Below are 20280 nucleotides of genomic sequence, written 5' to 3'. Positions count from 1 at the left end.
AGTGAGAGTCAACTCTCGCTTTTCTCTTAGTGGGAGGTAAGGATGGAACTACGCAGACCGACAATAGTAGATAGAGAAGCTGTTTTAGACATGATGGCAGAGTTTGAGCAGACCCATTCAGCCCATGATGGGGGCTTTTGGGATGTTGAGGATTTTTCTTACGAGGAGTGGCTAGAAGGTAACCGTAATAAAGAGATGGGAATAAACTTGCCTGAAAATCGTGTTCCTTCTATTCAATTTGTATCATTTGATGATGTAGGTCGTGCTCTAGGATTTTTGAATCTGCGATTGAGACTGAATGAAGGACTGCTGAATTATGCAGGGAATATAGGATATTCTATTCGTCCATCAGAAAGAGGCAAAGGTTATGCCAAGGAAGCTCTCCGTCAGGGCTTGCAAGTTGCTAAGGAAAAGAACATCGAGAAAGCTCTTGTGACCTGTAGCGTGAATAATCCTGCTAGCAGAGCAGTCATTCTAGCAAATGGAGGTCTCCTTGAGGATGTTCGCAATGGCGTAGAACGTTATTGGATAGATTTGGAGTAGAAGGATGACATGGAATACACCAAAACCAGGTGAATGGAAAAGCGAGGAGCTTAGTCAAGGGCGTATCATTGACTACAAGGCCTTTAACTTTGTAGATGGAGAAGGAGTGCGTAACTCTCTCTATGTATCAGGTTGCATGTTTCACTGCGAGGGATGTTATAATGTTGCGACTTGGTCTTTTAATGCTGGGATTCCCTATACCGCAGAATTAGAAGAACAGATCATGGCAGATCTTGCTCAACCTTATGTTCAGGGCTTGACTTTGTTGGGAGGAGAGCCCTTTCTCAATACGGGCATTCTCTTGCCTCTTGTTAAACGCATCCGAAAGGAATTGCCAAACAAAGACATCTGGTCCTGGACCGGCTACACTTGGGAAGAAATGATGCTGGAGACACCAGATAAACTGGAACTCTTATCACTGATTGACATTCTTGTCGATGGGCGGTATGATCGAACTAAGCGCAATCTCATGCTTCAGTTTCGAGGTTCGTCCAATCAACGCATCATCGATGTACAAAAATCGCTCCAAAGTGGGCAAGTAGTGATTTGGGACAAGCTTAATGACGGAAAAGAAAGCTATGAACAGGTGAAGAGAGAATGAAGAAAAAAGACCTGATAGAACAACTGGTTTCAGAGATTGAAACGGGAAGAATTAGGATGCTAGGGATCTACGGTCATGGGGCTTCATGCAAGTCAACCTTCGCTCAGGAATTACATCAAGCTCTAAAGTAAATTTACTAGAAACAGATTCCTGTATCACTTCAGAACGTCACCTAGTAGTACCAAAGCAAGCGCCAGATCAAAAGGTGACAGCTTGTCTCCCAGTGGTGCATGAACTGGCAAGTTTACAGAGAGATATTCTCGCCTTGCAGGCAGGTATGGATGTCTTAACAATCGATGAACCGTGGAAGGCTAGCGAAATTTTATCTGGAGCCAAACCAATTCTGATTGTTGAAGGGATGTCTGTGGGCTTTCTACCCGAGAAACTCTTTGACAAAACCATCTGTTTCTACACGGATGAAGAAACAGAATTAAAGAGGCGTCTAGCTCGAGATACGGCAGTGAGAAATCGCGATGCATCCTTTATAATGGCTAGCCATCAGATGAGACGAGAGCAATATCTACACTACTATAAAGAAACTGAGTCAAGGGCGGACATTCTAGTGAAACAATCAGAAGATAAATGTGAGGTAAAGAGAATTTAATTTATATAGAAGAAAATCCGTAATTTTAGAAAGAAAAATAGGAAAACAGTTTCATTGACCGAATCGAAAATATTCAAGAAAGATGAAGGCCCAATCGGTAGTTGATTTCATCTATAGAGTAACATATAGTGGATTGAAATAAGATATGGACAAATCAACTGGGGAGTGCAAATTAGTTTCTAAAAATGTTTTAGCAGTCGTTATGTACTATTTTAATTTCAATTTACTATAAATCTCAAAAAATGGGGTAAAAACCTCTATTTGTTATGCAAAAAATAGAAGATGGGATAGAGAATCACTTTGATGATTTCAATCATATCTCCTATTCAAATAGTTAGCTCACTAACTTAATGATATTACTGAGTTCAAGTCCCTCGCTTTTAAAATCTTAAGCCTCCCAGTATCCTTGACAATGAGGCATTTTAACTAAAACCAAAGAGTATTCACAAAACTTGCTGTAATAACCTCTTGATTAACATTGTTAAAATTGATTATTCAAAAATTTCCGGAGTTGCCTTTGTTTAACAGTGTTCAATCCCCATATATCTGATACTAACATCATCAACATAACAAGTACAAAAATATATCCCATATTTGATAATGATAATAATGATGAAAAATAGGAGAAGTACACAGTCCTACTGATATAAACTAAATTTAATCCTGTAGTTATTAGCATTGCACTAAGGAAAGATAAAAGAAAAATTAATATATTGTCAAAAAATATTATTGAAAAAATATACTTTTTCTTATACCCCAAGCTATATAAAATAGCTAGCTCTTTTGATCTATTGACTATATACCCTTTATTTAAAAATGCAATTACTGCTCCTATGACCAGAGAAATTACAGTCGAACCAACTATCAATATTCTCACTAAGCCACCATAAATATCACTAAAAGTTCCCGACCTCATATCATATCTGGAAGCTAATCGATACTTAGGAAATAGTTTTTGCAGATTTTTAGAAATAGTCTCTACATCGCCAGTTATTTTTATTAACAGTCCATCTTTACTTGTCCCTACAGCATTTACATAATTATCATAACTATCTATAATTTCTTTACTAGCCTTTGAAGTTTCAGGAGTCAACGATAATATATGTTTGTGATGCTCATATGATTCTTGACTTAAAAAATATTCAAGATTAGATTCTTCAAAATAAGATGAGTAAATTGGATAATTTGATTTCAAACTATTTTGATAATAGGTTTGATAAACACCACTAATTATTACTTTATCATTCTTTTTTTCCTTAGAGTATATATTTGTTGTTTCCAAATCAATTTCTTTTTTAAGAACTTTTTGATAGTCTTCAGTATTGAAATGTTGCAAAACAAAAGTATCTGGTACTAAAACTTCATTACTGTCATCTTTTGGATAGTCACCTGATAACAGGATTATATTCTCCGAATTATAATCTGGAATAAAGTATTTAGGAACATTGAGTTTTTGGAAATTGAATGAAAGTGAAGAAATTTTATTCCAGCCATAGTTAAACTTTCCTATTTTACTAGAAAAATCTTTTTCAGAAAAACTTAAATTTAAACTATTATAAGCATTGTTATAATTAGATTTTACACCATAATTAAATAAAATTACCTTCTCAATTCCATCAATAGATTCAACTTGTTGTTTATCTTTCTCTGAAAAGCCTATCCTCTTACCATCATAAGAACTTTGTATATTATTTTCGGTATAATCTTTTATTGTATCTGTATTGAGTTGCTGAGTAGATACCATTATGACTCTTTCACTTATTCCTGTAAAAAAACGCTCAAAACTAAGTAAAGAAGCTGAACGATACGCAGTAAAGCCTAGTATAAAAATAGATATTATTAAAGTCATAGGAACTATTAGAAGTAATAGCCTTTTCATATTTCGAATTGACTTTAATTTTACATAATCTATAGTAAAGTTAAAGGGAATTTTTCGATTATTTTCGTTGAAGTTATCAGATAACTTTATATTTTCCTCTGTTCTCCTGACTTCTTTAATTGTTTTCTCTTTTATCTCATATACAACATCTGCCAAATTAGCCAACTCTCTATCATGAGTGATATAGAAAATAAGAATTCCACGATTTCGAAGTTTTTGTAGATATTTAAAAACTAATTGGCTAGTTAAACCATCTAAGTTTCCTGTAGGTTCATCTAATAGTAAAATCTTTGGGTTTTTTATGGCTGCACGTGCAAGAGCTACTCTCTGCTTCTGCCCTCCGCTTAACTCAAAGCAAAAATTAGATTTTAAATCAAAAATATCTAATTCTTTCATGATACTTTCGATATCTGAATCCGATGCATTACTTGCTAATTTTAAATTTTCAAAAACAGTAAAGTCTTCCAAAAGTTTATAATCTTGAAAAACTAACCCTATCTTGGATTCTCTTAACCTCGCCCATGTATCTAAACTATATTCTTTTGCGTTTTGATTGAATAAAGTATACTCTCCTTCATATTCCTGATCTAAACCAAACAGAATATTAAACAATGTCGATTTACCTGTTCCACTCTCACCTATTAATGAATAAATTTTATTTGAGTCTTCTACATTAAATGTAACTGAATCCAAAACTATTTTTTCTTTGTATTTTTTGTTAAGATTTGAAATTTTTAACATACCTTTTACTCTCCAGTGACATCTAAAAATAATATGAGAACCTGCTGTAGAATCACGATACTAGTTAATTTTAAAATAGTTCAAATTTATGTCAGTATGATTTTACTATTTTTAATTGACTAAGCACTACGGATATATAATATATTTTCCCCAAAATAAAAGTTGAGTTATTTAGAATAATACTAATGTAACTCAACTGATAGATTTTTGCTATTTTGAAGGGTTAGACATTAGCTTAAAAAGCACTAATATTCAGACACATAAAGTTTTTATGAATCAAACCAAGGTGAATGCCAATATCTACCGTTTATAATAACCTGCCCCTGTCTATCTAAAGCAGGTTGCCCCCAGTAATTATTAGACGCCGATTGATGAGGTCCTATTGTGTGATTACTATAGCCAATCCACGAACCATTTGCTCGGATAACTCTAAAAGTAAAGTGACCTACCTCAGTAAAAGCATTAGTGTTCCCTACTCCTGAAACACCGTTTGCGTCAAATTGGAAATCAGAAAACCATGAGCCTTGTGCGGCAAATGCAGTTAGTTCCAGAAATAAGATATAGTGAAGCAAGAGACAGAAATATTAATGACTTAAATTTCTTTAACATATTTTCCCTTTCTTTTTAAGCAATGTATTTTTTAATTTAAACGAAGCAACAACTTTTTATCAGTATACTTCAAAACATCGATGTGATTATACCTACGATCATTGAATCTAACGACAATATTATCGCCACTAACGACATATATGTTGTTGATGGCTTGCGTTGTATCACCTACCAGGATATTTGATAAATCTGTATCTACTGTGGTTTTTGTAAAAATTGCCTTCGTCTTCATAAAATATAAATAGACATCATTACCTATTTGTATCGCTTGATAATTTGAGATTTGTTCAAAATTATCTAGATCCGCTTTAGCAGATATAGAATAATCTTTATCAGTTTTTATTACTTTTACTTGTAAAGACTCTAGTGGTATAATTCCTCTTGTACTGTCTTGATATACTTTCCAGCTAAAATACCCCCCAAATAGCAAAATAATCTCAATAATTATTAACAGAATTTTTTTCTAACCATAGCTTACTCACATTCCAATCTTATTGAAGAAAATCTAGTTTATAGTTCCCTTTACAACACCTTAACTAATTTCATTCATTGGCGAGAGCTTGCTAAACTCTATAAATTCTCCTCCCTCCTAAAAACTAACATTATTACTCTTAATGAATGAAGGTATAATAATCTTTTATTAAAACATCTTCCTCCTTTTTGTTTTGATCTGTCTTATTTTTAAATTATATTTACATCTCTTATTATACTCTATTATTTTTGATTTGACAACGCTTTCTCTGTTCTGTTTCTTGATTTTTTTGTAAAACTTTTTATCGGAAGCGGTTTTATCCTAAAAAACAAAAAAACAGCAACAAATCCCTTGCAATCGCAGGGGATTTGTGTTATTCTATTATGGTGCTGCAAATTACAGCTTTAGCTTTGATGCAAGAGGTTGCGACACGCTCGGTTGCATTGCCACGCAACACCGCGTCGGTTTTCTTGTGGAGCTAGCCTATTATCTTAATATAGACGAAAAGGAGAAAAAGATGGCAAACAAAAAAATCCGTATCCGTTTGAAAGCTTACGAACACCGTACGCTTGACACAGCGGCTGCAAAAATCGTAGAATCAGCTACTCGTACAGGTGCACAAGTTGCGGGTCCAATCCCACTTCCAACTGAACGTAGCCTCTACACAATTATTCGTGCGACTCACAAATACAAAGACTCTCGCGAACAATTTGAAATGCGTACACACAAACGTTTGATCGATATCGTTAACCCAACTCAAAAAACAGTTGATGCCTTGATGAAATTGGATCTTCCAAGTGGTGTAAACGTAGAAATCAAACTTTAATCTAAAATATAAAAGAGCAGAGGCTGGTGTGTCAATTTAATTAAACACGAGCTAAACTCGGTGTGAAAAAGATAAACTTCCTAGTGTCTGCTAGACACTGCGTCAGTTTCCTATTTTCGCTTTGAGTTTGACGTCCTTTGTATCTTAGACTGGAGCATAAAAAACGCTCGTTAAAAACTTTTTGAATAAAAAATATAGAAAAGGAACTATTTTCTCATGACAAAAGGAATCTTAGGGAAAAAAGTGGGAATGACTCAAATCTTCACTGAAGCTGGCGAATTGATCCCTGTAACAGTTATTGAAGCAACTCCAAACGTTGTTCTTCAAGTTAAAACTGTTGAAACAGACGGATACAACGCTATCCAAGTTGGTTTCGATGACAAACGCGAAGTATTGAGCAACAAACCTGCTAAAGGACATGTAGCGAAAGCTAACACGGCTCCTAAGCGCTTCATTCGTGAATTCAAAAACGTTGAAGGCTTGGAAGTTGGTGCTGAAATCACAGTTGAAACATTCGCAGCTGGAGACGTTGTTGACGTAACTGGTACTTCTAAAGGTAAAGGTTTCCAAGGTGTTATCAAACGCCACGGGCAATCACGTGGACCAATGGCTCACGGTTCTCGTTACCACCGTCGTCCAGGTTCTATGGGACCTGTTGCACCTAACCGTGTATTCAAAGGTAAAAACCTTGCAGGACGTATGGGTGGCGACCGTGTAACAATTCAAAACCTTGAAGTGGTACAAGTTGTTCCAGAAAAGAACGTTATCCTTATTAAAGGTAACGTACCAGGTGCTAAGAAATCTCTTATCACTATCAAATCAGCAGTTAAAGCTGGTAAATAATAAAGAAAGGGGAAATCAGTCACAATGGCAAACGTAACATTATTTGACCAAACTGGTAAAGAAGCTGGTCAAGTTGTTCTTAACGATGCAGTATTTGGTATCGAACCAAATGAATCAGTTGTGTTTGATGTGATCATCAGCCAACGCGCAAGCCTTCGTCAAGGAACACACGCTGTTAAAAACCGCTCTGCAGTATCAGGTGGTGGACGCAAACCATGGCGTCAAAAAGGAACTGGACGTGCTCGTCAAGGTTCTATCCGCTCACCACAATGGCGTGGTGGTGGTGTTGTCTTCGGACCAACTCCACGTTCATACGGCTACAAACTTCCACAAAAAGTTCGTCGCCTTGCGCTTAAATCTGTTTACTCAGAAAAAGTTGCTGAAAATAAATTTGTAGCCGTTGATTCTCTTGAATTTACAGCTCCAAAAACTGCTGAATTTGCAAAAGTTCTTGCAGCTTTGAGCATCGATTCTAAAGTCCTTGTTATTCTTGAAGAAGGAAACGAATTCGCAGCTCTTTCAGCTCGTAACCTTCCAAACGTGAAAGTTGCAACTGCTACAACTGCAAGTGTTCTTGACATCGCAAATAGCGACAAACTTCTTGTCACACAAGCAGCTATCTCTAAAATCGAGGAGGTTCTTGCATAATGAATTTGTATGATGTTATCAAAAAACCTGTCATCACTGAAAGCTCAATGGCTCAACTTGAAGCAGGAAAATATGTATTTGAAGTTGACACTCGTGCACACAAACTTTTGATCAAGCAAGCTGTTGAAGCTGCTTTCGAAGGTGTTAAAGTTGCCAACGTTAACACAATCAACGTAAAACCAAAAGCTAAACGTGTTGGACGTTACACTGGTTTTACAAACAAAACTAAAAAGGCTATCATCACACTTACAGCTGATTCAAAAGCAATCGAGTTGTTTACTGCTGAAGCTGAATAATCTAAGGAGGAAATATCGTGGGAATTCGTGTTTATAAACCAACAACAAACGGTCGCCGTAATATGACTTCTTTGGATTTCGCTGAAATCACAACAAGCACTCCTGAAAAATCATTGCTTGTTGCATTGAAGAGCAAGGCTGGTCGTAACAACAACGGTCGTATCACTGTTCGTCACCAAGGTGGTGGACACAAACGTTTCTACCGTTTGGTTGACTTCAAACGTAACAAAGACAACGTTGAAGCAGTTGTTAAAACTATCGAGTACGATCCAAACCGTTCTGCAAACATCGCTCTTGTACACTACACTGACGGTGTGAAAGCATACATCATCGCTCCAAAAGGTCTTGAAGTAGGTCAACGTATCGTTTCAGGTCCAGAAGCAGATATCAAAGTCGGAAACGCTCTTCCACTTACTAACATTCCAGTTGGTACTTTGATCCACAACATCGAGTTGAAACCAGGTCGTGGTGGTGAATTGGTACGTGCTGCTGGAGCATCTGCTCAAGTATTGGGTTCTGAAGGTAAATACGTACTTGTTCGTCTTCAATCAGGTGAAGTTCGTATGATTCTTGGAACTTGCCGTGCTACAGTTGGTGTTGTTGGAAACGAACAACATGGACTTGTAAACCTTGGTAAAGCAGGACGTAGCCGTTGGAAGGGTATCCGCCCAACAGTTCGTGGTTCTGTAATGAACCCTAACGATCACCCACACGGTGGTGGTGAAGGTAAAGCACCAGTTGGTCGTAAAGCACCATCTACTCCATGGGGCAAACCTGCTCTTGGTCTTAAAACTCGTAACAAGAAAGCGAAATCTGACAAACTTATCGTTCGTCGTCGCAACGAGAAATAATAGTAAACTAGTCGCTTAAGTAACTAGTAAATCCGCCAGCTCGGTAGCGCTCCATAGGAGCGCAAGCCGTTGTGGTACAACATTTAAAGGAGAAAATATAAAAATGGGACGCAGTCTTAAAAAAGGACCTTTCGTCGATGAGCATTTGATGAAAAAAGTTGAAGCTCAGGCTAACGACGAAAAGAAAAAAGTTATTAAAACTTGGTCACGTCGTTCAACGATCTTCCCAAGTTTCATTGGTTACACTATTGCAGTTTATGATGGACGTAAACACGTACCTGTTTACATACAAGAAGACATGGTAGGTCACAAACTTGGTGAATTTGCACCAACTCGTACTTACAAAGGTCACGCTGCAGACGACAAGAAAACACGTAGAAAATAAGGAGAACATAAATGGCAGAAATTACTTCAGCTAAAGCAATGGCTCGTACAGTACGTGTTTCGCCTCGTAAATCACGTCTTGTTCTTGATAACATCCGTGGTAAAAGCGTAGCCGATGCAATCGCAATCTTGACATTCACTCCAAACAAAGCTGCTGAAATCATCTTGAAAGTTTTGAACTCAGCTGTAGCTAACGCTGAAAACAACTTTGGTTTGGATAAAGCTAACTTGGTAGTATCTGAAGCATTCGCGAACGAAGGACCAACTATGAAACGTTTCCGTCCACGTGCGAAAGGTTCAGCTTCACCAATCAACAAACGTACAGCTCACATCACTGTAGCTGTTGCAGAAAAATAAGGAGGTAAAATCGTGGGTCAAAAAGTACATCCAATTGGTATGCGTGTCGGCATCATCCGTGATTGGGATGCCAAATGGTATGCTGAAAAAGAATACGCGGATTACCTTCATGAAGATCTTGCAATCCGTAAATTCGTTCAAAAAGAACTTGCTGACGCAGCAGTTTCAACTATCGAAATCGAACGCGCAATGAACAAAGTTAACGTTTCACTTCACACTGCTAAACCAGGTATGGTTATCGGTAAAGGCGGCGCTAACGTTGATGCACTCCGTGCAAAACTTAACAAATTGACTGGAAAACAAGTACACATCAACATCATCGAAATCAAACAACCTGATTTGGATGCTCACCTTGTAGGTGAAGGAATTGCTCGTCAATTGGAGCAACGTGTTGCTTTCCGTCGTGCACAAAAACAAGCAATCCAACGTGCAATGCGTGCTGGAGCTAAAGGAATCAAAACTCAAGTATCAGGTCGTTTGAATGGTGCAGATATTGCCCGTGCTGAAGGATACTCTGAAGGAACTGTTCCACTTCACACACTTCGTGCAGATATCGATTACGCTTGGGAAGAAGCAGATACTACATACGGTAAACTTGGTGTTAAAGTATGGATCTACCGTGGTGAAGTTCTTCCAGCTCGCAAAAACACTAAAGGAGGTAAATAACCAATGTTAGTACCTAAACGTGTTAAACACCGTCGTGAATTCCGTGGAAAAATGCGCGGTGAAGCAAAAGGTGGAAAAGAAGTAGCATTCGGTGAATACGGTCTTCAAGCTACAACTAGCCACTGGATTACTAACCGCCAAATCGAAGCTGCTCGTATCGCCATGACTCGTTACATGAAACGTGGTGGTAAAGTTTGGATTAAAATCTTCCCACACAAATCATACACTGCTAAAGCTATCGGTGTGCGTATGGGATCTGGTAAAGGGGCACCTGAAGGTTGGGTAGCACCAGTTAAACGTGGTAAAGTGATGTTCGAAATCGCTGGTGTATCTGAAGAGATCGCTCGCGAAGCGCTTCGTCTTGCTAGCCACAAATTGCCAGTTAAATGTAAATTCGTAAAACGTGAAGCAGAATAAGGAGAAGGCATGAAACTTAATGAAGTAAAAGAATTTGTTAAAGAACTTCGTGGTCTTTCTCAAGAAGAACTCGCGAAGCGCGAAAACGAATTAAAAAAAGAATTGTTTGAACTTCGTTTCCAAGCTGCTACTGGTCAATTGGAACAAACAGCCCGCTTGAAAGAAGTTAAAAAACAAATCGCTCGTATCAAGACAGTTCAATCTGAAGCGAAATAATAGACTAGGGAAGGAGAAATTTCAATGGAACGCAATAATCGTAAAGTTCTTGTTGGACGTGTTGTATCTGACAAAATGGACAAGACAATCACAGTTGTAGTTGAAACAAAACGTAACCACCCAGTCTATGGTAAACGTATTAACTACTCTAAGAAATACAAAGCACATGATGAAAACAATATTGCCAAAGAAGGTGATATCGTACGTATCATGGAAACTCGCCCGCTTTCAGCTACAAAACGTTTCCGTCTTGTAGAAGTTGTTGAAGAAGCGGTTATCATCTAATCAAGCCTGAAAGGAGAAAACTGAAATGATTCAAACAGAAACTCGTTTGAAAGTCGCAGACAACAGCGGTGCACGCGAAATCTTGACTATCAAAGTTCTTGGTGGTTCTAAACGTAAATTTGCGAACATCGGTGATGTTATTGTGGCATCTGTAAAACAAGCTACTCCTGGTGGTGCGGTTAAAAAAGGTGACGTTGTAAAAGCTGTTATCGTTCGTACTAAATCAGGTGCTCGTCGCGCTGATGGTTCATACATCAAGTTTGACGAAAATGCAGCTGTTATCATCCGTGAAGATAAAACTCCTCGCGGAACACGTATCTTTGGTCCAGTTGCACGTGAATTGCGTGAAGGTGGCTTCATGAAGATCGTGTCGCTTGCTCCAGAAGTACTTTAATTTTTAGAAACAAACTAGTCCCCTAGCTTCAAGCTAGGGTGCCCTTATGGGCGTAAGAAAAATCAAGGAGAAACCTAATGTTTGTAAAAAAAGGCGACAAAGTTCGCGTAATCGCCGGTAAAGATAAGGGAACAGAAGCTGTTGTCCTTACTGCCCTTCCAAAAGTAAACAAAGTTATCGTTGAAGGTGTTAACATTGTTAAGAAACACCAACGTCCAACTAACGAGCTTCCTCAAGGTGGTATCATCGAGAAAGAAGCAGCTATCCACGTATCAAACGTTCAAGTTTTGGACAAAAATGGTGTAGCTGGTCGTGTTGGTTACAAATTTGTAGACGGTAAAAAAGTTCGCTACAACAAAAAATCAGGCGAAGTGCTTGATTAATCACGAAGGAAAGGAGAAGTATAATGGCAAATCGTTTAAAAGAAAAATATCTTAATGAAGTAGTTCCTGCTTTGACAGAACAATTCAACTACTCATCAGTGATGGCTGTGCCTAAAGTAGATAAGATTGTTTTGAACATGGGTGTTGGTGAAGCTGTATCAAACGCTAAAAGCCTTGAAAAAGCTGCTGAAGAATTGGCACTTATCTCAGGTCAAAAACCACTTATCACTAAAGCTAAAAAATCAATCGCCGGCTTCCGTCTTCGTGAAGGTGTTGCGATCGGTGCAAAAGTTACCCTTCGTGGTGAACGTATGTACGAATTCTTGGATAAATTTGTATCAGTTTCACTTCCACGTGTACGTGACTTCCACGGTGTTCCAACAAAATCATTTGATGGACGCGGAAACTACACACTTGGTGTGAAAGAACAATTGATCTTCCCAGAAATCAACTTCGATGACGTTGACAAAACTCGTGGTCTTGACATCGTTATCGTAACAACTGCTAACACTGACGAAGAGTCACGTGCATTGCTTACAGGCCTTGGAATGCCTTTTGCAAAATAATATAGGAGGTAAATCTAATGGCTAAAAAATCAATGATTGCTAAGAACAAACGTCCAGCGAAGTTCTCTACTCAAGCTTATACTCGTTGTGAAAAATGTGGTCGTCCACATTCAGTTTACCGCAAATTTAAACTTTGCCGTGTTTGCTTCCGTGAATTAGCTTACAAAGGACAAATTCCTGGTATAACAAAAGCATCTTGGTAATTTAAGATATCAAGGGCGTCAAAACTCTAAGTGAAAATAGGAAACTTGACGAAGAAACTGAAGTTTCTAGGAGAGTTTATCTTTTTCACACAGGGTTTATCCCGGGTTCAGTTGGGCTTGCCAATTTGAACACGAGCTACAGCTTTGGTAAAAAAGGATCAATTTGTTTTGGAGCATCGCTCCTGCATCAGATTGCCTATTTTTGCTCTTGGTGTTACGCTCTTTGTATCATGTATTAACTAGCAAGTGCAACTTGCAAACTACTAGTAAGAGGAGAAAAACAAAATGGTTATGACTGACCCAATCGCAGACTTCCTAACTCGTATTCGTAACGCTAACCAAGCGAAACACGAAGTACTTGAAGTACCTGCATCAAACATCAAAAAAGGGATTGCTGAAATCCTTAAACGCGAAGGTTTTGTAAAAAACGTTGAAATCATCGAAGATGACAAACAAGGCATCATCCGTGTATTCCTTAAATACGGACCAAACGGTGAAAAAGTTATCACTAACTTGAAACGTGTTTCTAAACCAGGACTTCGTGTCTACAAAAAACGTGAAGATCTTCCAAAAATTCTTAACGGACTTGGAATTGCTATCCTTTCAACTTCTGAAGGTTTGCTTACTGATAAAGAAGCTCGTCAAAAGAATGTTGGTGGTGAGGTTATCGCTTACGTTTGGTAATATTTAGCTCCCAATTTCTTTGTGACTCTTCGTTATCGTCTCTTGCCTAACCCAAAGTTATGCCTGCGAGACGATGCCTAGATTCACTTTGAAATTGAAACCTAAATGTTCCTTTAAATCGAGGAATCGATTTAACCCCGTGAAAACTGGCCGTTCTGGCCTGACAATTTAACAGGAGAAAATAAACATGTCACGTATTGGTAATAAAGTTATCGTGTTGCCTGCTGGTGTTGAACTCACTAACAATGACAACGTTGTAACTGTAAAAGGACCTAAAGGAGAACTTACTCGTGAGTTCTCAAAAGATATTGAAATCCGTGTGGAAGGTACTGAAGTAACTCTTCACCGTCCAAACGATTCAAAAGAAATGAAAACAATCCACGGAACTACTCGTGCCCTTTTGAACAACATGGTAATTGGTGTATCAGAAGGATTCAAGAAAGAACTTGAAATGCGTGGGGTTGGTTACCGTGCACAACTTCAAGGAACTAAACTTGTTTTGGCTGTTGGTAAATCTCATCCAGACGAAGTTGAAGCTCCAGAAGGGATTACTTTTGAACTTCCAAACCCAACAACAATTGTTGTTAGCGGAATTTCAAAAGAAGTGGTTGGTCAAACAGCCGCTTATGTACGTAGCCTTCGTTCACCAGAACCTTATAAAGGTAAAGGTATTCGTTACGTTGGAGAGTACGTTCGTCTTAAAGAAGGTAAAACAGGTAAATAATGTTGAGTGGTTGATTTTCAACCACCAACCTATTTTCCAACTTTGTGCATAGCACGCGATTTAAAACTAAAGAGGTGAAAACTGTGATTTCTAAACCAGATAAAAACAAACTCCGTCAAAAACGCCATCGTCGCGTTCGCGGAAAACTCTCTGGAACTGCTGATCGCCCACGTTTGAACGTATTCCGTTCTAATACAGGCATCTACGCTCAAGTGATTGATGACGTAGCGGGTGTAACGCTCGCAAGTGCTTCAACTCTTGACAAAGAAGTTTCAAAAGGAACTAAAACTGAACAAGCCGTTGCTGTCGGTAAACTCGTTGCAGAACGTGCAAACGCTAAAGGTATTTCAGAAGTGGTGTTCGACCGCGGTGGATATCTATATCACGGACGTGTGAAAGCTTTGGCTGATGCAGCTCGTGAAAACGGATTGAAATTCTAATAGGAGGACACTAGAAAATGGCATTTAAAGACAATGCAGTTGAATTAGAAGAACGCGTAGTTGCTGTCAACCGTGTTACAAAAGTTGTTAAAGGTGGACGTCGTCTTCGTTTTGCAGCTCTTGTTGTTGTTGGTGATCACAACGGTCGCGTAGGATTTGGTACTGGTAAAGCTCAAGAAGTTCCAGAAGCAATCCGCAAAGCAGTAGAAGATGCTAAGAAAAACTTGATTGAAGTTCCTATGGTTGGAACAACAATCCCACACGAAGTTCTTTCAGAATTCGGTGGAGCTAAAGTATTGTTGAAACCTGCTGTAGAAGGTTCTGGAGTTGCCGCTGGTGGTGCAGTTCGTGCCGTTGTGGAATTGGCAGGTGTGGCAGATATTACATCTAAATCACTTGGTTCTAACACTCCAATCAACATTGTTCGCGCAACTGTTGAAGGTTTGAAACAATTGAAACGCGCTGAAGAAGTTGCTGCCCTTCGTGGTATTTCAGTTTCTGATTTGGCATAAGAAAGGGGATAAAATGGCTCAAATTAAAATTACTTTGACTAAGTCTCCAATCGGACGCATTCCATCACAACGTAAAACTGTTGTAGCACTTGGACTTGGCAAATTAAACAGCTCTGTTATTAAAGAAGATAACGCTGCTATCCGTGGTATGATTACTGCAGTATCTCACTTAGTAACAGTTGAAGAAGTAAACTAATGATTTTTAGGGGATGTGGCAATACTCATCCCCTAAAACTAGATATAGTCATCTAAGATGACGATGTATAGGCGAGTTGATAAGGAAGACAACCTTTTCTCTCTTATCGGCGCTAGCATTTTACAAAAGAGGAGAAAATAATAATGAAACTTCATGAATTGAAACCTGCAGAAGGTTCTCGTAAAGTACGTAACCGTGTTGGTCGTGGTACTTCATCAGGTAACGGTAAAACATCTGGTCGTGGTCAAAAAGGTCAAAAAGCTCGTAGCGGTGGCGGAGTTCGCCTTGGTTTTGAAGGTGGACAAACTCCATTGTTCCGTCGTCTTCCAAAACGTGGATTCACTAACATCAACGCTAAAGAATACGCAATTGTAAACCTTGACCAATTGAACGTCTTTGAAGACGGTGCAGAAGTAACTCCAGTTGTGCTTATCGAAGCAGGAATTGTGAAAGCTGAAAAATCAGGCGTTAAAATTCTTGGTAATGGTGAATTGACTAAGAAATTGACTGTTAAAGCAGCTAAATTCTCTAAATCAGCTGAGGAAGCTATCACTGCTAAAGGTGGTTCTGTAGAAGTCATCTAAGAGAGGTGACCCATGTTTTTTAAATTATTAAAAGAAGCTCTCAAGGTTAAACAAGTTCGATCAAAAATTCTCTTTACAGTTTTTATCATTCTTGTTTTCCGTATTGGGACAAGTATTACTGTTCCAGGGGTGAATGCAAAAAGTTTAGAAGCTCTCAGTGGTTTATCTTTCTTAAACATGCTTAGTCTTGTTTCAGGGAATGCCATGAAGAACTTCTCCGTTTTTGCACTTGGTGTAAGTCCGTACATCACTGCTTCTATCGTTGTTCAATTGCTACAAATGGATATTTTGCCGAAATTTGTGGAATGGGGTAAACAAGGAGAAGTAGGCCGGAGAAAATTAAACCAGGCTACTCGTTATATTGCTCTGGTGCTCGCATTTGTTCAATCTATCGGAATTACCGCAGGGTTTAATACTCTATCTGGAGCAAAGTTATTAACGACAGATTTAACTCCGCAAGTCTTTGTTACCATTGGGCTCATCCTAACAGCAGGTAGTATGATTGTAACTTGGCTTGGGGAACAAATTACAGATAAAGGATATGGTAACGGTGTTTCCATGATCATCTTTGCAGGTATTGTCGCTTCAATTCCTGAGATGATTAAGGGTATCTATGTTGACTACTTTGTCAATATCCCAAGTAGCCGATTGACTTCATCTATTATCTTTGTTGTTATCTTGATTATCGCTGTCTTGTTGATTGTTTACTTTACAACATATGTTCAACAGGCAGAATATAAAATCCCAATCCAATATACAAAAGTTGCTCAAGGAGCCCCATCAAGTTCATATCTTCCATTGAAGGTAAACCCAGCGGGGGTTATCCCAGTTATCTTTGCAAGTTCAATTACAGCAGCACCTGCAGCCATTCTTCAGTTTTTGAGTGCTACAGGTCATGATTGGGCTTGGGTACGTACAGCACAGGAAATGTTATCTACAACATCTCCGACAGGTGTTGCTATGTATGCCTTGTTAATCATTCTCTTTACATTTTTCTATACATTTGTACAGATTAATCCAGAGAAAGCAGCAGAAAACTTGCAAAAGAGTGGAGCCTACATTCATGGTGTTCGTCCTGGTAAGGGAACTGAAGAATTCATGTCGAAACTTCTTCGTCGCCTTGCGACTGTCGGATCAATCTTCCTTGGTGTGATTTCTATCTTGCCGATTGTGACAAAAGATGTCTTTGGTCTTTCAGAAGCTGTTGCTTTTGGGGGGACTAGTCTTTTGATCATTATCTCAACAGGTATCGAAGGAATCAAACAGCTAGAAGGTTACCTATTGAAACGTAAGTATGTTGGTTTCATGGACAAAACAGAATAAAAGCAAGATTACTTTTGCTTAGAGAGTGGAGTATGAAAGTCTGTCTATCAGAGAGATTTTCGTCTCCCCTCTTCTATTTTGTTTTTAAATAGGGGTTGAAATAGATTTCTGCTTCTATTTAAATACAAAATAAGGAGATCCTATCATGAATCTTTTGATTATGGGCTTACCTGGAGCAGGTAAGGGAACGCAAGCAGCTAAAATTGTGGAGCAATTCCATGTTGCACATATCTCAACAGGCGATATGTTCCGTGCTGCAATGGCAAATCAAACTGAAATGGGTGTACTTGCGAAGTCATACATTGACAAAGGTGAGTTGGTTCCAGATGAGGTTACAAATGGAATTGTTAAAGAACGCCTTTCACAGGACGATATCAAAGAAACAGGTTTCTTGTTAGATGGTTACCCACGTACAATTGAACAAGCTCATGCCTTGGATGAAACATTGGCTGAACTTGGTATTGAACTTGAAGGAGTAATCAACATCGAAGTGAACCCAGACTGTCTCTTGGAACGCTTGAGTGGGCGTATCATTCACCGCAAAACAGGCGAAACCTTCCACAAAGTCTTCAATCCACCAGTTGACTACAAAGAAGAGAATTACTACCAACGCGAAGATGATAAACCTGAGACAGTTAAGCGTCGTTTGGATGTCAATATTGCACAAGGTGAACCAATCATTGCTCACTATCGTGCTAAAGGTTTAGTTCATGATATCGAAGGAAATCAAGATATCAATGATGTGTTCAAAGACATCGAAAAAGTATTGACAAATTTGAAATAAAGCGTTTTTCATACTTGCAAAAAATAGCGACAAATGTTATACTGAGATAGTCTGACTTATAATTGTTGCCTCTGTGTCTTGAGGCATCGAATCGAAATTTATGGAGGTGCTTTTGCGTGGCAAAAGACGATGTGATTGAAGTTGAAGGCAAAGTAGTTGATACAATGCCGAACGCAATGTTTACGGTTGAACTTGAAAATGGACATCAGATTTTAGCAACAGTTTCTGGTAAAATTCGTAAAAACTATATTCGTATTTTAGCGGGAGATCGTGTTACTGTCGAGATGAGTCCATATGACTTGACACGTGGACGTATCACTTACCGCTTTAAATAATCGAAAAACTTGGAGGGATAAGAAATGAAAGTAAGACCATCGGTCAAACCAATTTGCGAATACTGTAAAGTAATTCGTCGTAATGGTCGTGTTATGGTAATTTGCCCAGCAAATCCAAAACACAAACAACGTCAAGGATAAGATAGAAAGGAGAAAACATGGCTCGTATTGCTGGAGTTGACATTCCAAATGACAAACGCGTAGTAATCTCATTGACTTACGTTTATGGTATCGGACTTTCAACATCTAAGAAAATTTTGGCTGCTGCTGGAATCTCAGAAGATGTTCGTGTACGTGACCTTACATCAGATCAAGAAGATGCTATCCGTCGTGAAGTGGATGCAATCAAAGTTGAAGGTGACCTTCGTCGTGAAGTAAACTTGAACATTAAACGTTTGATGGAAATCGGTTCATACCGTGGTATTCGTCACCGTCGTGGACTTCCTGTCCGTGGACAAAACACTAAAAACAACGCTCGCACTCGTAAAGGTAAAGCTGTTGCGATTGCTGGTAAGAAAAAATAATATAGGAGGTAAAAGTCTTGGCTAAACCAACACGTAAACGTCGTGTGAAAAAGAATATCGAATCTGGTATTGCTCATATTCACGCTACATTTAATAACACTATTGTTATGATTACTGATGTGCATGGTAATGCAATTGCTTGGTCATCAGCTGGTGCTCTTGGTTTCAAAGGTTCTCGTAAATCTACACCATTCGCTGCTCAAATGGCTTCTGAAGCTGCTGCTAAATCTGCACAAGAACACGGTCTTAAATCAGTTGAAGTTACTGTAAAAGGTCCAGGTTCTGGTCGTGAGTCAGCTATTCGTGCGCTTGCTGCCGCTGGTCTTGAAGTAACAGCAATTCGTGATGTGACTCCAGTGCCACACAATGGTGCTCGTCCTCCAAAACGTCGCCGTGTATAATCATCGCATTACACTGCTTTTCGTTTAAGAGGGAGTAACTAAATGATTGAGTTTGAAAAACCAAATATAACAAAAATTGATGAGAATAAAGATTATGGCAAGTTTGTAATCGAACCACTTGAACGTGGCTACGGTACAACTCTTGGTAACTCTCTTCGTCGTGTACTACTGGCTTCTCTACCAGGAGCAGCAGTGACATCTATCAACATTGATGGTGTGTTACATGAGTTTGACACAGTTCCAGGTGTTCGTGAAGACGTGATGCAAATCATTCTGAACATTAAAGGAATTGCAGTGAAATCGTACGTTGAAGACGAAAAAATCATCGAACTAGATGTTGAAGGTCCTGCTGAAGTAACAGCTGGTGACATTTTGACAGATAGCGATATTGAAATTGTAAATCCAGATCATTATCTCTTTACAATCGGTGAAGGTTCTTCTCTAAAAGCGACTATGACTGTTAACAGTGCTCGTGGATATGTACCTGCTGATGAAAATAAAAAAGATAATGCACCAGTTGGAACACTTGCTGTAGATTCTATTTATACACCAGTCACAAAAGTCAACTATCAAGTGGAACCTGCTCGTGTAGGTAGCAATGATGGATTTGACAAATTAACCCTTGAAATCTTGACAAATGGAACAATTATTCCGGAAGATGCTTTAGGGCTTTCAGCACGTATTTTGACAGAACATCTTGATTTGTTTACAAATCTTACTGAGATTGCTAAGTCAACTGAAGTGATGAAAGAAGCTGATACTGAATCGGACGACCGTATTTTGGATCGTACGATTGAAGAACTGGACTTGTCTGTGCGTTCATACAACTGTTTGAAACGTGCCGGTATCAATACTGTGCATGATTTGACAGAAAAATCTGAAGCAGAGATGATGAAAGTACGAAATCTTGGACGCAAGAGTTTGGAAGAAGTGAAACTCAAACTCATTGATTTGGGTCTTGGATTAAAAGATAAATAAAGGAGGAATAA

The 20280-nt window shown here is 38.6% G+C and carries 32 protein-coding genes and 1 pseudogene; 31 read left to right on the top strand and 2 right to left on the bottom strand.

Annotated features, from left to right (window positions below; genetic code table 11):
* Positions 1 to 42: 42 nt before the first annotated feature.
* The 3 genes and pseudogenes from OVN21_RS03825 (at position 43) to OVN21_RS03815 (ending at position 1748) form a co-directional block, all read left to right on the top strand.
* Positions 43 to 543 (top strand): GNAT family N-acetyltransferase, encoded by a 501-nt coding sequence (locus OVN21_RS03825; protein WP_267247353.1) that lies wholly within the window; start codon positions 43 to 45, stop codon positions 541 to 543.
* A gap of 4 nt (positions 544 to 547) precedes the next feature.
* Positions 548 to 1144, top strand: coding sequence for an anaerobic ribonucleoside-triphosphate reductase activating protein (nrdG, locus tag OVN21_RS03820; RefSeq protein WP_267247352.1), 597 nt, complete (start codon positions 548 to 550; stop codon positions 1142 to 1144).
* A pseudogene (locus OVN21_RS03815) lies at positions 1141 to 1748 on the top strand (phosphoribulokinase). Before nrdG ends, OVN21_RS03815 begins: the two are co-directional and overlap by 4 nt.
* Before the next feature lie 481 nt (positions 1749 to 2229).
* Here the strand turns inward: OVN21_RS03815 and OVN21_RS03810 are convergent.
* Together OVN21_RS03810 and OVN21_RS03805 are read right to left on the bottom strand one after the other, a co-directional pair.
* On the bottom strand, positions 2230 to 4368 hold the full coding sequence (locus OVN21_RS03810; RefSeq protein ID WP_267247351.1) for an ATP-binding cassette domain-containing protein: 2139 nt from the start codon (positions 4366 to 4368) through the stop codon (positions 2230 to 2232).
* A gap of 640 nt (positions 4369 to 5008) precedes the next feature.
* Positions 5009 to 5407: a hypothetical protein gene (locus OVN21_RS03805; RefSeq protein ID WP_267247350.1), complete on the bottom strand. Its 399-nt coding sequence runs from the start codon at positions 5405 to 5407 to the stop codon at positions 5009 to 5011.
* A 559-nt stretch (positions 5408 to 5966) separates the two neighbouring features.
* Between OVN21_RS03805 and rpsJ the strand changes: the two genes are divergently transcribed.
* The 28 genes from rpsJ to OVN21_RS03665 all read left to right on the top strand — a co-directional run bounded on the left by rpsJ (position 5967) and on the right by OVN21_RS03665 (position 20269).
* Entirely contained in the window at positions 5967 to 6275 is a 309-nt protein-coding gene (gene rpsJ / locus OVN21_RS03800) for a 30S ribosomal protein S10 (RefSeq protein ID WP_001284513.1), read from the top strand.
* Positions 6276 to 6491: 216 nt separating this feature from the next.
* On the top strand, positions 6492 to 7118 hold the full coding sequence (rplC, locus tag OVN21_RS03795; RefSeq protein WP_000160197.1) for a 50S ribosomal protein L3: 627 nt from the start codon (positions 6492 to 6494) through the stop codon (positions 7116 to 7118).
* A gap of 24 nt (positions 7119 to 7142) precedes the next feature.
* A complete protein-coding gene (gene rplD, locus OVN21_RS03790) occupies positions 7143 to 7766 on the top strand; it encodes a 50S ribosomal protein L4 (protein WP_000024539.1) in 624 nt (207 codons plus the stop codon).
* On the top strand, positions 7766 to 8062 hold the full coding sequence (locus tag OVN21_RS03785) for a 50S ribosomal protein L23 (protein WP_088805302.1): 297 nt from the start codon (positions 7766 to 7768) through the stop codon (positions 8060 to 8062). The genes rplD and OVN21_RS03785 overlap by 1 nt, the downstream gene beginning before the upstream one ends.
* A 17-nt stretch (positions 8063 to 8079) precedes the next feature.
* Positions 8080 to 8913: a 50S ribosomal protein L2 gene (rplB, locus tag OVN21_RS03780; RefSeq protein ID WP_267247349.1), complete on the top strand. Its 834-nt coding sequence runs from the start codon at positions 8080 to 8082 to the stop codon at positions 8911 to 8913.
* Positions 8914 to 9016: 103 nt separating this feature from the next.
* Positions 9017 to 9298, top strand: a complete 282-nt coding sequence (gene rpsS, locus OVN21_RS03775; RefSeq protein ID WP_000533766.1) for a 30S ribosomal protein S19 — start codon at positions 9017 to 9019, stop codon at positions 9296 to 9298.
* Between the two features lie 11 nt (positions 9299 to 9309).
* Positions 9310 to 9654, top strand: a complete 345-nt coding sequence (rplV, locus tag OVN21_RS03770) for a 50S ribosomal protein L22 (RefSeq protein WP_000818137.1) — start codon at positions 9310 to 9312, stop codon at positions 9652 to 9654.
* A 12-nt stretch (positions 9655 to 9666) separates the two neighbouring features.
* On the top strand, positions 9667 to 10320 hold the full coding sequence (gene rpsC, locus OVN21_RS03765; protein WP_267247348.1) for a 30S ribosomal protein S3: 654 nt from the start codon (positions 9667 to 9669) through the stop codon (positions 10318 to 10320).
* Positions 10321 to 10323: 3 nt separating this feature from the next.
* Positions 10324 to 10737, top strand: coding sequence for a 50S ribosomal protein L16 (rplP, locus tag OVN21_RS03760; protein WP_000960946.1), 414 nt, complete (start codon positions 10324 to 10326; stop codon positions 10735 to 10737).
* A 9-nt stretch (positions 10738 to 10746) separates the two neighbouring features.
* Positions 10747 to 10953, top strand: a complete 207-nt coding sequence (gene rpmC / locus OVN21_RS03755; protein WP_000772918.1) for a 50S ribosomal protein L29 — start codon at positions 10747 to 10749, stop codon at positions 10951 to 10953.
* 24 nt (positions 10954 to 10977) lie between these two features.
* The gene (rpsQ, locus tag OVN21_RS03750; protein ID WP_045617785.1) at positions 10978 to 11238 is read left to right on the top strand and encodes a 30S ribosomal protein S17; all 261 of its coding nucleotides are present in this window, start codon (positions 10978 to 10980) and stop codon (positions 11236 to 11238) included.
* Between the two features lie 25 nt (positions 11239 to 11263).
* Positions 11264 to 11632, top strand: coding sequence for a 50S ribosomal protein L14 (gene rplN / locus OVN21_RS03745; protein WP_000616548.1), 369 nt, complete (start codon positions 11264 to 11266; stop codon positions 11630 to 11632).
* Positions 11633 to 11709: 77 nt separating this feature from the next.
* Positions 11710 to 12015, top strand: a complete 306-nt coding sequence (rplX, locus tag OVN21_RS03740) for a 50S ribosomal protein L24 (RefSeq protein WP_000497691.1) — start codon at positions 11710 to 11712, stop codon at positions 12013 to 12015.
* 23 nt (positions 12016 to 12038) lie between these two features.
* Positions 12039 to 12581, top strand: a complete 543-nt coding sequence (gene rplE / locus OVN21_RS03735) for a 50S ribosomal protein L5 (RefSeq protein WP_267247347.1) — start codon at positions 12039 to 12041, stop codon at positions 12579 to 12581.
* A 17-nt stretch (positions 12582 to 12598) separates the two neighbouring features.
* On the top strand, positions 12599 to 12784 hold the full coding sequence (locus OVN21_RS03730; protein ID WP_267247346.1) for a type Z 30S ribosomal protein S14: 186 nt from the start codon (positions 12599 to 12601) through the stop codon (positions 12782 to 12784).
* Positions 12785 to 13069: 285 nt separating this feature from the next.
* Complete coding sequence (gene rpsH, locus OVN21_RS03725) at positions 13070 to 13468, top strand: 30S ribosomal protein S8 (RefSeq protein ID WP_267247345.1); 399 nt, start codon at positions 13070 to 13072, stop codon at positions 13466 to 13468.
* Between the two features lie 187 nt (positions 13469 to 13655).
* Complete coding sequence (gene rplF / locus OVN21_RS03720) at positions 13656 to 14192, top strand: 50S ribosomal protein L6 (protein ID WP_267247344.1); 537 nt, start codon at positions 13656 to 13658, stop codon at positions 14190 to 14192.
* 83 nt (positions 14193 to 14275) lie between these two features.
* Entirely contained in the window at positions 14276 to 14632 is a 357-nt protein-coding gene (rplR, locus tag OVN21_RS03715) for a 50S ribosomal protein L18 (RefSeq protein ID WP_000624044.1), read from the top strand.
* A 17-nt stretch (positions 14633 to 14649) separates the two neighbouring features.
* Positions 14650 to 15144, top strand: a complete 495-nt coding sequence (gene rpsE / locus OVN21_RS03710; RefSeq protein WP_000874204.1) for a 30S ribosomal protein S5 — start codon at positions 14650 to 14652, stop codon at positions 15142 to 15144.
* 13 nt (positions 15145 to 15157) lie between these two features.
* On the top strand, positions 15158 to 15340 hold the full coding sequence (rpmD, locus tag OVN21_RS03705) for a 50S ribosomal protein L30 (protein WP_000057241.1): 183 nt from the start codon (positions 15158 to 15160) through the stop codon (positions 15338 to 15340).
* A gap of 143 nt (positions 15341 to 15483) precedes the next feature.
* Entirely contained in the window at positions 15484 to 15924 is a 441-nt protein-coding gene (gene rplO / locus OVN21_RS03700; protein ID WP_000766089.1) for a 50S ribosomal protein L15, read from the top strand.
* Between the two features lie 12 nt (positions 15925 to 15936).
* Positions 15937 to 17247 carry a preprotein translocase subunit SecY gene (gene secY / locus OVN21_RS03695; protein ID WP_267247343.1) on the top strand — a complete coding sequence of 437 codons (1311 nt, stop codon included), beginning with the start codon at positions 15937 to 15939 and terminating at the stop codon, positions 17245 to 17247.
* A gap of 145 nt (positions 17248 to 17392) precedes the next feature.
* Positions 17393 to 18031, top strand: a complete 639-nt coding sequence (locus OVN21_RS03690) for an adenylate kinase (RefSeq protein WP_267247342.1) — start codon at positions 17393 to 17395, stop codon at positions 18029 to 18031.
* 116 nt (positions 18032 to 18147) lie between these two features.
* Complete coding sequence (gene infA, locus OVN21_RS03685) at positions 18148 to 18366, top strand: translation initiation factor IF-1 (RefSeq protein WP_001029883.1); 219 nt, start codon at positions 18148 to 18150, stop codon at positions 18364 to 18366.
* Positions 18367 to 18390: 24 nt separating this feature from the next.
* Positions 18391 to 18507 (top strand): 50S ribosomal protein L36, encoded by a 117-nt coding sequence (rpmJ, locus tag OVN21_RS03680; RefSeq protein ID WP_001808836.1) that lies wholly within the window; start codon positions 18391 to 18393, stop codon positions 18505 to 18507.
* Between the two features lie 17 nt (positions 18508 to 18524).
* Complete coding sequence (gene rpsM / locus OVN21_RS03675; protein WP_000090786.1) at positions 18525 to 18890, top strand: 30S ribosomal protein S13; 366 nt, start codon at positions 18525 to 18527, stop codon at positions 18888 to 18890.
* Positions 18891 to 18907: 17 nt separating this feature from the next.
* A complete protein-coding gene (gene rpsK, locus OVN21_RS03670; RefSeq protein ID WP_001118385.1) occupies positions 18908 to 19291 on the top strand; it encodes a 30S ribosomal protein S11 in 384 nt (127 codons plus the stop codon).
* 42 nt (positions 19292 to 19333) lie between these two features.
* Positions 19334 to 20269 (top strand): DNA-directed RNA polymerase subunit alpha, encoded by a 936-nt coding sequence (locus OVN21_RS03665; protein ID WP_130884790.1) that lies wholly within the window; start codon positions 19334 to 19336, stop codon positions 20267 to 20269.
* Positions 20270 to 20280 lie beyond the last annotated feature (11 nt).

Origin of the sequence: Streptococcus sp. Marseille-Q5986, assembly GCF_946902915.1 — a bacterium.
In the GTDB taxonomy this organism is placed as follows: domain Bacteria; phylum Bacillota; class Bacilli; order Lactobacillales; family Streptococcaceae; genus Streptococcus.
This window is presented reverse-complemented; position numbering and strand designations above follow the sequence as displayed.

Coding starts and splice junctions, on each gene's coding strand:
- OVN21_RS03730 (WP_267247346.1), top strand. CDS start 12,599: ATGGCTAAAAAATCAATGATTGCTAAGAACAAACGTCCAGCGAAGTTC.
- rplN (WP_000616548.1), top strand. CDS start 11,264: ATGATTCAAACAGAAACTCGTTTGAAAGTCGCAGACAACAGCGGTGCA.
- OVN21_RS03810 (WP_267247351.1), bottom strand. CDS start 4,368: ATGTTAAAAATTTCAAATCTTAACAAAAAATACAAAGAAAAAATAGTT.
- rplD (WP_000024539.1), top strand. CDS start 7,143: ATGGCAAACGTAACATTATTTGACCAAACTGGTAAAGAAGCTGGTCAA.
- rpsQ (WP_045617785.1), top strand. CDS start 10,978: ATGGAACGCAATAATCGTAAAGTTCTTGTTGGACGTGTTGTATCTGAC.
- rpmC (WP_000772918.1), top strand. CDS start 10,747: ATGAAACTTAATGAAGTAAAAGAATTTGTTAAAGAACTTCGTGGTCTT.
- OVN21_RS03690 (WP_267247342.1), top strand. CDS start 17,393: ATGAATCTTTTGATTATGGGCTTACCTGGAGCAGGTAAGGGAACGCAA.
- OVN21_RS03825 (WP_267247353.1), top strand. CDS start 43: ATGGAACTACGCAGACCGACAATAGTAGATAGAGAAGCTGTTTTAGAC.
- nrdG (WP_267247352.1), top strand. CDS start 548: ATGACATGGAATACACCAAAACCAGGTGAATGGAAAAGCGAGGAGCTT.
- rplO (WP_000766089.1), top strand. CDS start 15,484: ATGAAACTTCATGAATTGAAACCTGCAGAAGGTTCTCGTAAAGTACGT.
- rpsJ (WP_001284513.1), top strand. CDS start 5,967: ATGGCAAACAAAAAAATCCGTATCCGTTTGAAAGCTTACGAACACCGT.
- rpsE (WP_000874204.1), top strand. CDS start 14,650: ATGGCATTTAAAGACAATGCAGTTGAATTAGAAGAACGCGTAGTTGCT.
- OVN21_RS03785 (WP_088805302.1), top strand. CDS start 7,766: ATGAATTTGTATGATGTTATCAAAAAACCTGTCATCACTGAAAGCTCA.
- rpsM (WP_000090786.1), top strand. CDS start 18,525: ATGGCTCGTATTGCTGGAGTTGACATTCCAAATGACAAACGCGTAGTA.
- rplE (WP_267247347.1), top strand. CDS start 12,039: ATGGCAAATCGTTTAAAAGAAAAATATCTTAATGAAGTAGTTCCTGCT.
- secY (WP_267247343.1), top strand. CDS start 15,937: ATGTTTTTTAAATTATTAAAAGAAGCTCTCAAGGTTAAACAAGTTCGA.
- rplP (WP_000960946.1), top strand. CDS start 10,324: ATGTTAGTACCTAAACGTGTTAAACACCGTCGTGAATTCCGTGGAAAA.
- rplC (WP_000160197.1), top strand. CDS start 6,492: ATGACAAAAGGAATCTTAGGGAAAAAAGTGGGAATGACTCAAATCTTC.
- OVN21_RS03665 (WP_130884790.1), top strand. CDS start 19,334: ATGATTGAGTTTGAAAAACCAAATATAACAAAAATTGATGAGAATAAA.
- rplV (WP_000818137.1), top strand. CDS start 9,310: ATGGCAGAAATTACTTCAGCTAAAGCAATGGCTCGTACAGTACGTGTT.
- rpsH (WP_267247345.1), top strand. CDS start 13,070: ATGGTTATGACTGACCCAATCGCAGACTTCCTAACTCGTATTCGTAAC.
- rpmD (WP_000057241.1), top strand. CDS start 15,158: ATGGCTCAAATTAAAATTACTTTGACTAAGTCTCCAATCGGACGCATT.
- rpmJ (WP_001808836.1), top strand. CDS start 18,391: ATGAAAGTAAGACCATCGGTCAAACCAATTTGCGAATACTGTAAAGTA.
- rplX (WP_000497691.1), top strand. CDS start 11,710: ATGTTTGTAAAAAAAGGCGACAAAGTTCGCGTAATCGCCGGTAAAGAT.
- rpsS (WP_000533766.1), top strand. CDS start 9,017: ATGGGACGCAGTCTTAAAAAAGGACCTTTCGTCGATGAGCATTTGATG.
- rplF (WP_267247344.1), top strand. CDS start 13,656: ATGTCACGTATTGGTAATAAAGTTATCGTGTTGCCTGCTGGTGTTGAA.